The sequence below is a fragment of the Allokutzneria sp. A3M-2-11 16 genome, assembly GCF_024213555.1.
In the GTDB taxonomy this organism is placed as follows: Bacteria; Actinomycetota; Actinomycetes; order Mycobacteriales; family Pseudonocardiaceae; genus Allokutzneria.
In genome coordinates this window covers 2,067,684-2,081,275 of the sequence record NZ_JANAVO010000001.1, presented here as the reverse complement: position 1 = coordinate 2,081,275, position 13,592 = coordinate 2,067,684, and the positions used below count along the sequence as shown (strand labels likewise).

Sequence of the window (13,592 nt, the reverse complement as noted above, 5' to 3'; positions counted from 1 at the left end):
AGCAGGACCGGCTGCGTTTCGCCGGAGGGCGGCCGGTAGCCTCCATGGGCCGGACTGGCACGCACACGCACGGGACGAGCGGAAACTGTGACTGATCTCAGCCCCAAGCTCGACGAAGGCGGACGCCCGGTGGCGGTCGCCCGGTGAGCAGCCCGCTGGTCGCCGACGGCGCGCGGCTGATCGACGCGCCGACCGGCACGGAGCTGGGCGGGCCGGAGCTGCAGGCCCGGATCGCGGTGGTCGCCGGGGAGCTGGCGGCCCTGCCCGCCGGGGTGATCCTGGCGCTGACCGCCGTCGACCTGCCGAGCACCCTCCGCTACCTGGGCGCCTTCCAGGCGGGGCGCGCCGTCGCGGTGCTCGCCCCCGACCTCGACCCGGAACCGCTGAACGATCTCGTCGAACGTTTTCAGCCCGCCGCGGTGCTCGGCGTCGACCCGGTGGTGGCGGTCCCGGACGGCTACACCCCGGCCGACCTGACCGGCCCGGCGTGGGTGCGCACCGGCGCGGACGGCGTCGAGCCACACCCCGACCTCGCCGTGCTGCTGTCCACGAGCGGTTCGACCGGCAACCCCAAGCTCGTCCGGCTCTCCCGGTCCGCCGTGCTGTCCAACGCCAGGGCCATCGCGCAGGCGCTGCGGCTGGACGCGCGCGAGGTCGCGCCGACGAGCTTGCCGCTGCACTACGCGTACGGCCTGTCCGTGCTCAACAGCCACCTCGTCGTCGGCGCCACCGTGCTGATCGAGCCGAACGGGGTGACCGCGCCGTCGTTCTGGCGCGCCGTCGACGAGCACCGCGCGACGTCCCTCGCCGGCGTGCCCTACCACTACGAACTGCTGCACCAGGTCGACTTCGACCCGGCCGACCACCCCGCGCTGCGCACGCTTACCCAGGCGGGCGGGCGGCTGCGGACCGACCGGCTCACCGACTTCGCCGGGCGGATCGAAGCGGCGGGCGGGCGGATGTACGTGATGTACGGCCAGACCGAGGCGACGACGCGGATGGCCGTGCTGCCGGCGGAACGACTGGCGGCGAAGATCGGCTCGGTCGGCCAGGCACTACCGGGCGCGGAGTTCTCCATCCGGCCGTTGCCCGGCGAGCCCGCCCAGGCCCAGGGCGAGGTGGTCTACCGCGGCCCGAACGTGATGATGGGCTACGCGGAGAACGCCGCCGAGCTGGCCGGACCGGACGAGCTGCGCGGCGAGCTGGCCACCGGCGACCTCGGCTACCTCGACGACGAGGGCTTCCTCTTCATCACCGGGCGGCTCAGCCGCATCGGCAAGGTCTTCGGCAACCGGGTCAACCTCGACGACCTGGAGCACCTGCTGCGCGGCCACGGCCTCGCCGCGGCGGTGCCCGGCGACGAGGACCGGGTGGTGATCTGGCTGGAGGGCGCGGACGCCGAGTCCTGCACCGCGGCCGCCAAGGAGCTGGCCGAACGCCTGCACCTGCACGTGTCGGGCTTCCTGGTGCGCCGGGTGGACCGACTGCCGCTGCTGCCGAGCGGCAAGATCGACTACCGCACGTTGGAGGAGCGATGACCGGTTACCCCAACGAGGTGAATCCCACCGCTTCCGCGCGCACCGGGCAACCGTCCGCGCGCAACGGCGTCTTTCAGATGGTGAGCACTGTGCCCGGGTCCGCCCCGAGGCGTGCTGCCCTCGCCCCAGCAGTCGCCGGTCCCGGCGCCGGGCATCCCACCAGGGTTGACGGGTAGCCGCCGCATGCTGTTCCGAACGAAGAGAGCCAACGGGAGCAACGGAGGTCCCATGACCGTGCAGGACGAGGCCGCGCCGGCCGCATCGGCAGCGCCCGCCCCGCAGCCGGCCCCGCGCTCGGGCAAAGCCGCGCTGATGACCTGGCTGCGCAGGGCCCTGCTGGTCCTGGTGCTCGCCGCCGCGGGCTGGGCGCTGTACTCGCACTGGGGCGGCGTGTCCAAGACCCTGGTCACCGTGCCGTGGCACTCCACGGTGCTCAGCCAGCTCGCCGTCGTGCTCGGCATCGCCTGCGGCACCCTCGGCTGGCAGACCATCGTCGACGGCCTCGGCAAACCGATCGGCGCCTTCCGCGGCGCGCAGATCATGCTGGTCGGCTCGCTCGGCAAGTACGTCCCGGGCTCGGTGTGGGCCTACCTGCTGCAGATGGAGCTCGGCCGCCAGGCCGGCCTGCCACGGGCCAGGGTGTTCACCGCGACGCTGATCAACCTCGGCGTCGGCGTCGTGGCCTCGCTGCTGCTCGGCGTGCTGGCGCTGCCGGTGATGATGAGCTCGACGCCCGGCCTGGTGTGGCTCTACCTGCTGCTGCCGATCGGCCTGATCGCGCTGCACCCGAAGGTGCTGACGTGGGGCGCGTCCCTGGTGCTGCGGGTGCTGAAGAAGGCCCCGCTCGACCACGTCCTGCCGTGGAGCACCGTCGGCCGCTCGCTGGGCTACGCGCTGCTGTCCTACGTGCTCTTCGGGGTGCACCTGTGGCTGCTGTCGATCAGCTCCGGCCCGGTCAGCGTGCGCGTGCTGCTGCTGTGCGCCGGTGCGGTGGCGATCGGCATGACCGTCGGCCTGATCGCGTTCATCCTGCCGTCCGGCGCCGGTGTCCGCGAGCTCGTCCTGGTCTCGGCGCTGAGCACCACGATGCCCGTCGAGCAGGCCATCGCCTTCACCCTCGTGTCCCGGCTGATGTTCACCGTCGCCGACATCGCCATGGCGGGTGCCGCGGCCGGTCTGGCCCGGTGGCAGCTCGCCAAGAGCAAACCGGTGGATGCCTGAACCACCGTCATACGTCAGGTTGCGGGGCCCGCGAAGTCACCTTTGCGGGCCCCGCAACCTTGTTACGGTCGATCCATGACGGACATCGGGGGGATATCCGGCGATCCGCGGTGGCGCACGGAGTGGACAGCGATTCCCACACGTGAGGAAGCGACCGCGCCCGGGACGCTGCGCATCGACCGCGACAAGATCCCGCAGGCCATCGCCCTCTTCGCCAAGGTCAAGCAACGCATGGAGAAGCTCGCCTGGGAAGCAGAGCACGCACTGAAGGTCGAACCCATGGCCGAGGACCGGGTCAGCGCCTACATCGCGGCTGAACTCACCGCAAAGGGGCTGACCGAGCCGGAATGCGCCATCAACGCCATCAAGGCGTTCCGTGATCAACTACAGGGCATGATCGACCGGCTTGAGGACACGCGGCGCATGATGACCACCATCGAAGACACCAACCGGCGAGGACTCCACGGTGGCCACCATGGCTGAACGTCGCCGTCTTGTTTGGCTCGGTGCCACGATGCTCGCGCTGTCACTCGCCGGTTGCGTCAACGTCGTCGGAGCCGATGTACCCACCACCACGGTGTCGACCACTCCCCCGGTCCAGCGACCACGCCTCCTCGACATGACCAAGGTCGATCCCTGCGCACTATTCACCCCTGAACAGCAACGCGCCTTCGGCATCGACCTGCCACCAACCCCTGATGACAGTGCGGTCTTCCAGTCCAAATCCTGCTTCTTGGCCAACGAGAAGGGGTTCGAGGCCATCGGTTTCATCGCGATCCCGCACTCGGGTGTCGATCGGTTCTCAGCGGGCAAGGTCAACGCCGATGTTCGAGACCTCACCGTCAGCGGTTTCCCAGCCAAGGAGAACGTCGTCCGGATCACGATCCCCGACTACCCGCCGACATGTGACGTTGTTGTCGACGTCGCACCAGGTCAGGTACTCAACGTGACCTATAAGGAGACCGTGCGGAGTGGGCCGCCGGTGCGGGATCGGGAGTACGTCTGCCGACGCGCGAAGGAAGCGGCCGAGGCGGCGATCAGCACGCTCATGAACAAGAAGTGACGAGTCCGGGGGGACGAGATGGGCGACGTGTCGGGAGTCAACTGGCTGGCGATCTCGCATGAGCAGCTCCACAGGGAGATCCGCTCGGGGCGGGGCGTCTCGGGGGCGCGGTCCTCGGAAGCCTTCTACCGGAAGCTCCGCAAGGAGTACGAGGACGCGAGGTTCGACCTGGCCGAAGGGCTGAAAGCGCTGGGCGCGGCGTGGGAGGGGCTCGCCGCCGACGGCGCGAAGGCCAACATCGGGCGGTTCGGGCCGTGGACCGAGCTGTCCGGGTCGAGCGCGTTCAGCGGCACGACCTCGACGGTCGCGCAGTCCGACTACTACACGCGGGCGAGGGACACCATGCCGGAGCCGCGAGCCGTGCTGGCGATGCCGGACAACGGTGCCATCCAAGGGATCGCGAACTTCTTCGGCATCACCACGGATCGACAGCGCCAGGAGAAGGCGGCGCACGAAGCGCACCTCCGGGCCGTCGACGTGATGCGCACCTACGCGCAGAACTCGAAGCAGACGGCGACCGGGTTCCCGGCGTTCGCTCCGCCGCCGCAGGTCGGGCTCGACGTCCCGGGAGCTCCTGTGCCCAGGCCTCGCCCGCCGATCGGTGGTGGGCCGCCGATTCGCGGTCCTCGGGGTGGTCAGATCGACGGCGGCAACTCGTCGAGTGGGCAACAGCAGGGCGGTGGAGGGGATCAGCCCGCGCTGAATGACCCCGCTCGACGCGGAAACGTGGAGCAGCAAGGATTTCAGCCGACACCGACCGATCCGGTCGTGCAGCCGATCGCCCGGGACGGTGGCGGCTACACGGGTTCCGGAGGCGGGTTCGCCGGGGGTTGGGGCGGCGGTGGCTTCCCCGGCGGCGCTGCGGGAGGCGGTGGTTCCGCAGGTGGTGGTTCCGCGGGAGGCGGGCAGCCGGGCGGCGGGACCGGCAGGGTTGGCGCCACAGCAACGCCGCAGTCTGCCGCCACGAGCGCCGGGCGGAACGCGGCGGGGAAGCCCGGGCAGTCCTTCATGCAGCCCGCTCTTGGTTCGCCGCAACGGGAAGAGGACACCGAGCACACCCGCAAGTACTCGGTGACCGATGACCTCGTCGGCGAGCTGCCGAAGGTCGCTCCCCCGGTCATCGGCGAGTAGCGGTGTTCACGCTCTCAGCGTCTGCCTACCAGGTGTTGTGGGAACGGCTCGCGCTGCCGCAGATGCCGATGGAACTAATGGTGCTACCGCGTGGGATCGAGGAGCACGAGCGGCGCGCGGAGATCGCACGCGGCCTGGAAGAGCTGCGCGCCAACGGTTTGCTCGAAAGCAGCGAACTCGCATCGGCACTGTGGGTGCTGGCGCATGCGGAGTCCACTGTAGACGGTCGCTTGTGGAACGCTCGGGCGCTCACGGCGCGCGCGAGTGGTCGTGCGGTGCTCGGTGTGCTCGCCGACGATCGGATCACCGTGCGGTGGATCGATCCTGGAGATCTCGCTCGGGCCGCGGTCGCCGTGCTGCCGCCGCTCGCGGCCGGGATGGGCCAGACCGTGAACGTGCCCAGCGAGGTGCTGGGCGCGGCGGCTCGGACGGCTGGCGCGTCGGAGTGGGCTTTGGTGGACGCGCTGTCGGCCGCCGGTGTGCCGAGCGGTGATGCGCGGCGGCTGGGGAACATGATCCGGGGCCGGTGCAATGGTGCGCAGTTCGGCGTGACCGTCGCGTCGGAGCGGGGTGACCGGGTCGTGGCGTGCTTCGACACTCCCGCCGGGCGGTACTTGATCGAGGAGCAGCGGGGGTGGACGACGGTCGCTCCCGCCGACGCGCAGCGGATCGGTGCGCGCGTCGACCAGGTGCTCGCGGAGGTGGTCAGCCGATCTCACCGAGGAGGTAGCCGATGAACCCGGCCGTCGCCGAGGCGGGGAACGCCAGCGCCGCAAGGCTTGCGAGGCGCCTGCCGAGTTCGTCGAGTTCTCGGGAGCGTTGCAGGTAGAGGCAGCCGTCCCGGTGCGGGACGTAGCCGACCTCCATGTCCGGTTCGTCGAAGTGCAGCAGGGTGAACGGCCCGTCGACGCCCGGGTGCAGGCCGACCTTGTTGGGCACGACGCGGACGTCGATGTGCGGTGACTCGACGAGCGCCTGCACGTGGTGGAGCTGTTCGCGCAGCACGTCGACGCCGCCGATGGGCCTGCGCAGCACGGACTCGTCCAGGAAGAGGCTGACGCCGAGGGGGTCTTCGGCGCGGCCGATGAGGTCCTGGCGGGCCACGCCGAGCGCGAGCAGCTGGTCGCGGCGCGCGTCGTCGGTGCCGACGCGCCAGTCGGCGGCGAGCACGGCGCGGGCGTAGTCGGTGGTCTGCAGCAGCGGGTGGAACGCGTGGGTGTCGATGCCGCAGAGCAGCGACGCCTCGGACTCCAGGCTGAGGTAGGTGCGCTGCACCTTGGGCAGGTGCCGCTCGAAGGGCTGCCAGTAGCGGGGCCGCTCCGCTTCCTTGATCAGGTCGAGCACCTGGTCGCGGAGGTGGTCGGGGGCGCCGTAGATGTCGAGCAGGTCGTGCACGTGCCGCGGCATGATCTTGTTCTGCCCGCTTTCGATGCGGGAGATCACCGCGCTGGAGGACTCGATCCGGCCCGCCACGTCGGTGTGGCTCAGCCCGGCGCGTTCCCGCAGCTCACGGAGGATCCGCCCCACCCGGCGCTTGCGTACGGTCGGCGTGTCGGTCACAACCGATCATGGTTGTGGCGCCGGGTGGGGGCGGACCAGGTCCGTGGTGCCAGCTTCACCGGATCGGGTCAGTCGGCGAGCACCCTGCGACAGGTGGCCATGAGCACGCCTTCCGCGCTCTGCGGGGTGGCCGGGCTGGTGCCGACGGGTTGGGACGAGGCGAGGGGAACGGGCCAGCCGAAGGCCATCATGCTGGTGCCGCGGCCGCTGAACTTCGGGTTCTCGTCCCAGCCGGACTCGTAGTGGCAGGCGGGTCCCGGCCAGTGCCAGAGCACGTCGTCGGCGGGCACGTAGCCGGGGATCTCGTTGGCGTAGGCCATCACCCACAGTTTGCGCTTGGTCGAGGCACGAAGGCCGACGTTGTAGCCGGAGAGGGCTTCGCCGCCGAGCCCGAGGATGCCGAAGTCGCTGCCGAACTTCCAGCACTGCACCGGCACGTTGTAAACGACCGGGGTGGACCCGTCGGCGAGTTCGCGGCGCATCGCCTCGCAGAACCGGACTCCGGCGGCGTCTCCTTCCTGCGCGGCGCGGACGCGTTCCTGTTCGTAGGCGGCGTCGAGGCGGAGCAGGGTCTCGGGGTTGGTCAGGTCTTCTGCGAGGGGCAGCCGCGCGGCGCGCAGGATCGCCCTGATGGGTCCGCGGACCGGGTTGAGCGCGCCGTCGCGGACGATCTTGGCCGCGCCTTCGCCGACCCGGGTGCCCACGTTGACGACGTCGGCGTCGCTGCCCATGCGGTCGGGGTTGCGGTCTCCGGCGGCGCCGTTGAAGAAGAACGCGGGGCAGCCGAGTTCGGTTTCGAGGACCTTGCCCGCGACGCCGGGGAAGTCGCTGTCGAAGACCGGTTCGCTGCCGCGGGCGACCGGGTGGCAGGCGTAGCCGAACAGGGCGAGGACCGGCGCGTGGGTGCCTTCGCGCCTGGCGAGCAGCACCGGGACCTCGTCGGTCTGCCAGCCGAGGCCGACGCGGTTGACCGCGGCTTTCGCGATGCCCTCGCCGTAGGACAGCGTGACCGCGGTCGGGTTCTTGGCGACGGTTTCCCGGACGAGCGCGACGATGCGCCGGATGAGCCAGTCGGCGTACTCGTTGACCTCGTCGAGCTGGCTGCCGGAGAGCCCGTAGATGATGTACGGGTCGGGTTCTTCCGGCAGCGCCGGGCCCGAGTGGGTGTGGCTGGACTGCAGCATGAACGACGCGTTGCCGGTGAGCCGGAGTTCGTTGATCACCCGGGCGCGGATCCTGCGGGACATGTACATGGGCAGGTTGAGCAGGTCGACGCGCACCGCGATGAGCGGGTCACCGGCGGTCTGGCGGATCATGACGCATTCCGCGCGGAGCGGCCGCGCGGTGGTGAAGTTCGGGTTGCCGCGGGGATCCCAGCCGTAGCCGGCCATCCACCTGTTGCGGGCCGTGTTCGGCCCCGGGGTGATGTCGGTTCGGGTGAAGGCGACGGAGAACTCGGCCATGCTGTACTCCCCCTCGTTGCGAAGTAACGATCTCCAACGCTAGTGACGGTGACCGGTCACAGCTAGCGCCACCCGAGCGAGCCCCGCTCCCCCGTCCCGTTCGGGCAGCGCCACATTTTTTCTCCGCCCCAGAACACCCCCCACCCTCCCAGGGGGGCGACCCCGGTCCCATTATCCCTCGTAAAGCCACCGCGAAGTGCGACAACGCGTCGCCTGTGGACAACCTCGACCACTGTGGACAACTAGGCCGCGCAACGGTTTCGCGTGGCCCTTTCCGCTCAGTGGCATGAAACAATTGTTATCGGGGGGGGGACCCGATCACGGTAAGCGTTGCCATGGGGTGAAGGGGGCGTCTGCGCCGGGGTCGGCCTGGACGCGTTCCCACACTCCGCCGTCGCCGCTCTGCGCGAGGAGGCGGATTCGGCCCGTTGCGTCGAGGTGGGCGGAGAGGCCGGACTCCACGCTTCCGCCGAGGTCGGTCCACGTGGTGAACCCGCCGTCCTTTTCGGACTGTCGAGCCATGATCACGCCGCCGGAGTCGTTGCGCGCGAACACGACCATGCGGCTGTCGGGCATCGGGGTGGTGACCGCGATCGGAGTGGTCCAGCCGCTTCCGCCGAGGTGGGCGATCTGCGGGGACCAACCGCCGCCGGGCAGCTCGTGGGCGGTGCCGAGCGCCCCGTCGACGTGTTCGCGGTTGAAGATCTGGATGCGCCCGTCGGCGTTGCTCGCCACGGCGGACGCGCCGACGCACTCGATGCGCGGGAACGCGGAGTCGAGCGCGAAACCCACCGCCGCGGCCCGCCAGCGCAGGGTGTTGCCGCGGCCGTCGGCGAACACGTCGATCTGGCCGTCCGGGCCGAGGAACGCGGACATGGAGTCCTGCACGTCGGGGCCGCCGCCGAGGTCGCTCCACGTGCCGAACCGGCCGCCGGGGCTGGTCTGCGCCGTCCCGCTGAGACCGCCGGAAGTGTTGCGGGCGAACAGGTGCAGCCTGCCGTCCACTCCCCTGACCATGGTGGGCGTCGAGGAGAACTCCCCGGTTCCCGGCGGACGGCTGATCGTGGACCACACCCAGACCGAGCCGCTGCGCAACGCCGTGCGCAGCTGTCCGTTGTCGAGGTCGAGCACCGCGACCTGTGGGCGGCCGTTGGCGTTGAGCGCGGCCGTGACGCGGGGTGCGTACGAGCCGGAGCCCGCGAGGACGGGTGCCGACCAGCCGGAGGAATTCCGTTGCCACACAAGGAGTCCTTCGGCGGTGACGGCGAAGGCGTAGCCGGGGATCGTCCAGCCGCCGTCCACCGGCCAGCGGCGGTAGACGCGGCGCAGGTGCGGGTCGAAGGTGCCGCCGGTCAGCGGGTCGAATGACTGGAACCGTTGGAACGCCAAGGTTTTCTTGGCCAGGTGCGGTTCGGGAACGCACTCCGGGAAGTGGTCGATGCCGTAGCAGCGGTACGCGGAGATGTAGGCCCTGCCCCGGTACGCGCGCGCCGCCTTCATGGCGAAGTTGGCGGTGGCGACGTGGTCCTCGTGTTCGCCGAGGTCGCCCAGGTACCGCGGGTCCGGAACGGTGTCCTGGAGCCGGATCACGGTCGGCGCGAACCGACGCATCAGCTCGGTGAGCATCGCGGTCAGCGAAGTGTGGTCGTAGCGCTGGACCGCCGCGATCGGCCCGCCGGTCGGCACGAGGGTGTCGGTCGTGAAACCGGGGCGGGACCAGAGGTTGGTCATCGGGTGGTCGTAGCGGTCGTCGAAGCCGTCGGGGATGTTGACGAACATCAGCTCGACGTGCGGGGCGGCGCGCAGCGTGTGCAGTTCGACCTGCTTGCCCGCGATCGTCACCGCCGTCCGCGTCCAGTCGTCGGCGACGCCCGCGAGCACGGCGTACGCCGCGTGCATTCCCCGTTGCAGGTCAGCGGCGTACTGCTCGCGGGTGAGGGTGTCCGTGCCGTTGTACTCACCCGCGGTCAGGAAGACCGTGCGGGTGGCGCAGCGGCGGGCGATGCCCTGCTGGATGTCGGGATTCATGAACAGCAGGTCGTCATCGGGATGCCCGACCACCGCCAGGTGCCGTTCCGTGGTGTTCGCCGCGAGCGCAAAGCTCGGCAGGCCGACTGTTCCGACCACCGCGCCGACTGCTCCGGCCGCGAGCAGCGTCCTTCTTTTGATGCACGACATTCGTCGCTCCCCCCAGACAGATCGTGACCCCCGTCACTGCTTCGAGTGTTGCGAGTTCGCTCCATCGGCGGACACGACGTCGCGAAACTGTGACCAATCGGCAAGCGACTTGACCCTGACGCAGCGTCAACCCCCGACGCTGGTCGCATGAAGCGATTGGTGGTCCTGTTCCTCGGCGCGGAGACGTTGTCCCTGCTGGGCAACTCCGTCGCCGGAATGGCCCTGCCCTGGCTGCTGCTCACCCGGACCGGGGATGCCGCGGCCGCGGGTGTCGTCACCGCCGCGACCGGGATCCCGATGCTGGTCGCGGCGATCGCGGGCGGCGTGGTGATCGACCGCGTCGGGCGGCGGAGGATCTCGATCGGTGCCGATCTGGCCTCGGCGGCGTGCATGGCCGCGCTCCCCGTGGTCGACGCGCTCTTCGGGCTCGACATCGGCTGGTTCATCGCGCTCGGCATCGCCGGGGCGGTCTTCGACATCCCGGGGATGACCGCGCGCGAGACGCTGCTGCCGGATGTCGCCAAGGCCACCGGGATGTCGCTGGAACGGCTCAGCGGGCTCCGCCAGGCCATGATCGGCGCCACGCTGATCGCCGGTCCCGCGCTCGGCACGCTCGTGCTGGGCTGGTTGGACAGCGCGACCGCGCTCTGGGTCACGGCCGCGACGTCCGCGCTGGCGGCGCTGCTGACCTGGTTGCTGCCCGCGAGCCTGGGCAGCACCGGCGTCGCCGAGAAGGAGCCCTTGACGGCAGCTGTCAAGGTCGCGGTCACCGTGCTGCGGAGCGAGCCCGTGCTCATCGCGCTGACCGTGCTGTCGGCGGCGAGCGTGCTGGTCATGGCGCCGCTGCAGATGCTCCTGCTGCCCGCGCACTTCGTCGCGACCGGCGGCTCGGCGAGCCAGCTCGGCCCGGTGATCATGGCTTCGGCGCTCGGCATGATCGGTGGGAACCTCGTCTACTCCGCGGTCGGCACCCGGCTGTCCCGCCGCGGCTGGCTGACCGTCTCGCTGATCGCGTCGATCGGCGCCATCGGCTGGCTGGCCGCACTGCCCGGCTACTGGTGGCTCGTCGCGGCCTCCGGAGCGCTCGGCGTGGTCAGCGGGCCGATCCAGCCGCTGATGCTGGTGCTCACCAGCGAACGGGTGCCGGAGGAGGCGCGCGGGCGGGTGTTCGGCGTGCAGAACGCGGTGCTGCTGAGCGCGACTCCGGTCGGCGTCTTCGCGGGAGGCTGGCTGATCAGCGGGTTCGGCGTGCACACCACCGGCACACTGATCACAGTGGTGTGGGCCGTGCTGGCGGTCGGCATGCTGCTGCTCCCCGGGACCAGGCAGATGGAGGAGGTGCGGGTCGGTGCTGACCATCGGTGAGCTGGCCAGGCTCGCTGGCACCACGGTGCGCGCGGTCCGGCACTACACCGCGGAGGGCCTGATCGCGGAGCCGCCGCGCGACGCCTCCGGTTACCGCCGCTACGGCACCCGGGCGCTGATCACCGTCTCCAGGATTCGCCGCCTGCGTGAGCTCGGCCTGTCGCTAGATCAGATCCGAGGGTTGATCGGCGAAGAACCGCGCTCACTGGAGGAAGCTCTGTCCACTTTGGACGAAGAGCTGGCCGGGCAGGAGCGGCGGATCTCCGCGCAGCGCAAGCGGATCGCCGAGCTGCGAGCCTCCACGGAGGACCCGGAGATCCCCGGTGCGCTCGGCGAGATGCTGCGCGGGCTGGAAGCCGCCGGAGCGGACGAACGGATGCTGCGCCGGGAGAAGGAGGCGGTGCTGCTGATCGCGGTGACCTCGCAGGAAAGCGTCGATCAGCTGACGGAGGCGTACCGAACCCTGTGGGGCGACCCCGCGCACCTGGAGTCGATGGTCGAGTTCTCGCGCGGCTTCCAGGAGCTGGCGGACTTGCCGGAGGACAGCCCCGAGGTCGAACGGCTCGTGGAGAAGTTGTTGGCGGGCAACCCGAGGATCACGGAGGTGGCGCAGGCTCAGCAGCCGGCGCCCGAACTGAAGGACGGGTTGTTCCTCGATTTCGTCGACTCGTTCGCGCCCGCGCAACGACGGTTCATGTACGTCATGGCCGAGCGCGTATCCCGGAAGGAGGACGAGTGATCGAGTTCCGATCGCTGTTCCTGTTGCTGCGAGGCAGAAAGGACGTGCCGGAGGGCGGCACCGCAGTGCGCTACTCCGGTGAGTCCACGACCGTCCTCATCGCACTCCTGGTCGCCTCGCTGATCGAGATCGTCGCCGTGGAGTTCCTGGTCCCGTGGGCGACGGTGCGCTGGATCCTGTTGGTGCTCAGCGTGTACGGGGTCGTCTGGCTGGTCGGGTACATGGCAACGCTGATCACCCGGCCGCATGTGATCGGCCCCGAGAACCTGTTGCTGCGCAACGGATCGCAGGCCGAGCATGCCTTCCCGCTCACGGTGGTCCGGAAAGCGCGGGCCGAGCGCAAGGGCAACCACGAACGCTCCGTCGCGGTGGTCGGCGAGACGCTGAACATCGCCGCTGGCGACACCACAACGGTTTTTGTCGAGTTCGACCCGCCACAGGAAGTCGACGGCCGCACCGTCCGTGGCGCCCGCTTCCACGCCGACGACCCGCAGGCCGTAGTGCGGCTGCTGCGCTAGAACCAGCGCTCCAGCACCTGGGCAACGCCGTCCTCGGAGTTCGGCGCGGTCACCTCGTCGGCGGCCTCCAGCGCGGACGGGTGGGCGTTGCCCATGGCGACGCCGATCCCGGCCCAGCCCAGCATGGCGATGTCGTTGGGCATGTCGCCGAACGCGACGACATCGGCCGCGGTCAGGCCGAACCGGTCCGCGAGGAGTTCGAGTCCGGTGGCCTTGCTGACACCGCTGACCACGAGCTCGATCAGCCCGGAGCCGATGGAGAAGGTCACGTCGACGGCGCCGTCGAGCACGGCCTTCGCGGCGGTGGCCATCTCGTCGCTGGTCAGCAAGGCGTTGCGGACCAGCAGCTTCACCGCGGGCTTGCCGAGCAGCTCGTCGCGCGGCACCAGAACCGCCTCGGTGTTCGCCCACGCGTGGACGTAGCCCTCTTCGACGAGGAAGCAGTCGGTGTCGGCGCCTTCGGCCCGTTCCACCGCGAGCGTGCTGCCCGGGATGGCGCGGGTGACGGCCTTGGCCGCGTCGCGAAGCAGGATCGGATCGAGGGCCGCCTGGCTGAGCACGCGTTCCTCGGCGAAGTCGTAGACCATCGAGCCGTTGTTGCAGACCGCGGGACCGCGCAGGCCGAGCTGGTCCAGGATCGGCCGGGTCCACCTGGGCGGTCGCCCGGTCGCGACGACGAACACCGCGCCCGCGTCGATGGCTCGCCGGACGACGGCGGCGGTGCGGTCGCTGACCCGCTCCAGCGGGGTGAGCAGGGTGCCGTCTGCGTCGGATGCGATCAAGCGTGGAGTCGTCACACCGCCAATACTGCCCAAT

The 13,592-nt window shown here is 70.3% G+C and carries 13 protein-coding genes; 9 read left to right on the top strand and 4 right to left on the bottom strand.

Annotated elements, in window-relative coordinates; genetic code table 11:
• The first annotated feature begins 143 nt into the window (after window positions 1-143).
• The 6 genes from NLX83_RS10375 to NLX83_RS10350 all read left to right on the top strand — a co-directional run bounded on the left by NLX83_RS10375 (window position 144) and on the right by NLX83_RS10350 (window position 5,690).
• The gene (locus tag NLX83_RS10375) at window positions 144-1,538 is read left to right on the top strand and encodes an AMP-binding protein (protein WP_254234613.1); all 1,395 of its coding nucleotides are present in this window, start codon (window positions 144-146) and stop codon (window positions 1,536-1,538) included.
• 228 nt (window positions 1,539-1,766) lie between these two features.
• On the top strand, window positions 1,767-2,759 hold the full coding sequence (locus NLX83_RS10370; RefSeq protein ID WP_254234612.1) for a lysylphosphatidylglycerol synthase domain-containing protein: 993 nt from the start codon (window positions 1,767-1,769) through the stop codon (window positions 2,757-2,759).
• A 75-nt stretch (window positions 2,760-2,834) separates the two neighbouring features.
• Entirely contained in the window at window positions 2,835-3,242 is a 408-nt protein-coding gene (locus NLX83_RS10365; protein WP_254234611.1) for a hypothetical protein, read from the top strand.
• The gene (locus NLX83_RS10360) at window positions 3,235-3,822 is read left to right on the top strand and encodes a DUF3558 domain-containing protein (protein ID WP_254234610.1); all 588 of its coding nucleotides are present in this window, start codon (window positions 3,235-3,237) and stop codon (window positions 3,820-3,822) included. Before NLX83_RS10365 ends, NLX83_RS10360 begins: the two co-directional genes overlap by 8 nt.
• An 18-nt stretch (window positions 3,823-3,840) precedes the next feature.
• Complete coding sequence (locus NLX83_RS10355) at window positions 3,841-4,953, top strand: PPE domain-containing protein (protein ID WP_254234609.1); 1,113 nt, start codon at window positions 3,841-3,843, stop codon at window positions 4,951-4,953.
• Window positions 4,954-4,955: 2 nt separating this feature from the next.
• A complete protein-coding gene (locus NLX83_RS10350; protein WP_254234608.1) occupies window positions 4,956-5,690 on the top strand; it encodes an ESX secretion-associated protein EspG in 735 nt (244 codons plus the stop codon).
• Here the strand turns inward: NLX83_RS10350 and NLX83_RS41810 are convergent.
• The 3 genes from NLX83_RS41810 to NLX83_RS10335 form a co-directional block, all read right to left on the bottom strand.
• Window positions 5,659-6,513 (bottom strand): helix-turn-helix domain-containing protein, encoded by an 855-nt coding sequence (locus tag NLX83_RS41810; protein ID WP_254234607.1) that lies wholly within the window; start codon window positions 6,511-6,513, stop codon window positions 5,659-5,661. The two genes, NLX83_RS10350 and NLX83_RS41810, sit on opposite strands and share 32 nt — an antisense overlap.
• Before the next feature lie 68 nt (window positions 6,514-6,581).
• The gene (locus NLX83_RS10340) at window positions 6,582-7,976 is read right to left on the bottom strand and encodes a hypothetical protein (RefSeq protein WP_254234606.1); all 1,395 of its coding nucleotides are present in this window, start codon (window positions 7,974-7,976) and stop codon (window positions 6,582-6,584) included.
• A gap of 318 nt (window positions 7,977-8,294) precedes the next feature.
• On the bottom strand, window positions 8,295-10,154 hold the full coding sequence (locus tag NLX83_RS10335; protein ID WP_254234605.1) for a PIG-L family deacetylase: 1,860 nt from the start codon (window positions 10,152-10,154) through the stop codon (window positions 8,295-8,297).
• A 147-nt stretch (window positions 10,155-10,301) separates the two neighbouring features.
• Between NLX83_RS10335 and NLX83_RS10330 the strand changes: the two genes are divergently transcribed.
• Genes NLX83_RS10330 through NLX83_RS10320 form a run of 3 tightly spaced genes read left to right on the top strand, consistent with a single transcriptional unit; the run spans window position 10,302 to window position 12,776 of the window.
• A complete protein-coding gene (locus NLX83_RS10330; RefSeq protein ID WP_254234604.1) occupies window positions 10,302-11,519 on the top strand; it encodes an MFS transporter in 1,218 nt (405 codons plus the stop codon).
• Window positions 11,503-12,258, top strand: a complete 756-nt coding sequence (locus NLX83_RS10325) for a helix-turn-helix domain-containing protein (RefSeq protein ID WP_254234603.1) — start codon at window positions 11,503-11,505, stop codon at window positions 12,256-12,258. Before NLX83_RS10330 ends, NLX83_RS10325 begins: the two co-directional genes overlap by 17 nt.
• Window positions 12,255-12,776, top strand: a complete 522-nt coding sequence (locus NLX83_RS10320; RefSeq protein ID WP_254234602.1) for a hypothetical protein — start codon at window positions 12,255-12,257, stop codon at window positions 12,774-12,776. Before NLX83_RS10325 ends, NLX83_RS10320 begins: the two co-directional genes overlap by 4 nt.
• On the opposite strand, the gene NLX83_RS10315 is transcribed toward NLX83_RS10320, so the two are convergent.
• On the bottom strand, window positions 12,773-13,573 hold the full coding sequence (locus NLX83_RS10315; RefSeq protein ID WP_254234601.1) for an HAD family hydrolase: 801 nt from the start codon (window positions 13,571-13,573) through the stop codon (window positions 12,773-12,775). The genes NLX83_RS10320 and NLX83_RS10315 overlap by 4 nt on opposite strands.
• Window positions 13,574-13,592: the final 19 nt, after the last annotated feature.

Excerpts from the sequence above, each read along its gene's own strand:
- NLX83_RS10330 (WP_254234604.1), top strand. The coding sequence starts at position 10,302 with ATGAAGCGATTGGTGGTCCTGTTCCTCGGCGCGGAGACGTTGTCCCTG.
- NLX83_RS10340 (WP_254234606.1), bottom strand. The coding sequence starts at position 7,976 with ATGGCCGAGTTCTCCGTCGCCTTCACCCGAACCGACATCACCCCGGGG.
- NLX83_RS10360 (WP_254234610.1), top strand. The coding sequence starts at position 3,235 with ATGGCTGAACGTCGCCGTCTTGTTTGGCTCGGTGCCACGATGCTCGCG.
- NLX83_RS10370 (WP_254234612.1), top strand. The coding sequence starts at position 1,767 with ATGACCGTGCAGGACGAGGCCGCGCCGGCCGCATCGGCAGCGCCCGCC.
- NLX83_RS10365 (WP_254234611.1), top strand. The coding sequence starts at position 2,835 with ATGACGGACATCGGGGGGATATCCGGCGATCCGCGGTGGCGCACGGAG.
- NLX83_RS10355 (WP_254234609.1), top strand. The coding sequence starts at position 3,841 with ATGGGCGACGTGTCGGGAGTCAACTGGCTGGCGATCTCGCATGAGCAG.
- NLX83_RS10335 (WP_254234605.1), bottom strand. The coding sequence starts at position 10,154 with ATGTCGTGCATCAAAAGAAGGACGCTGCTCGCGGCCGGAGCAGTCGGC.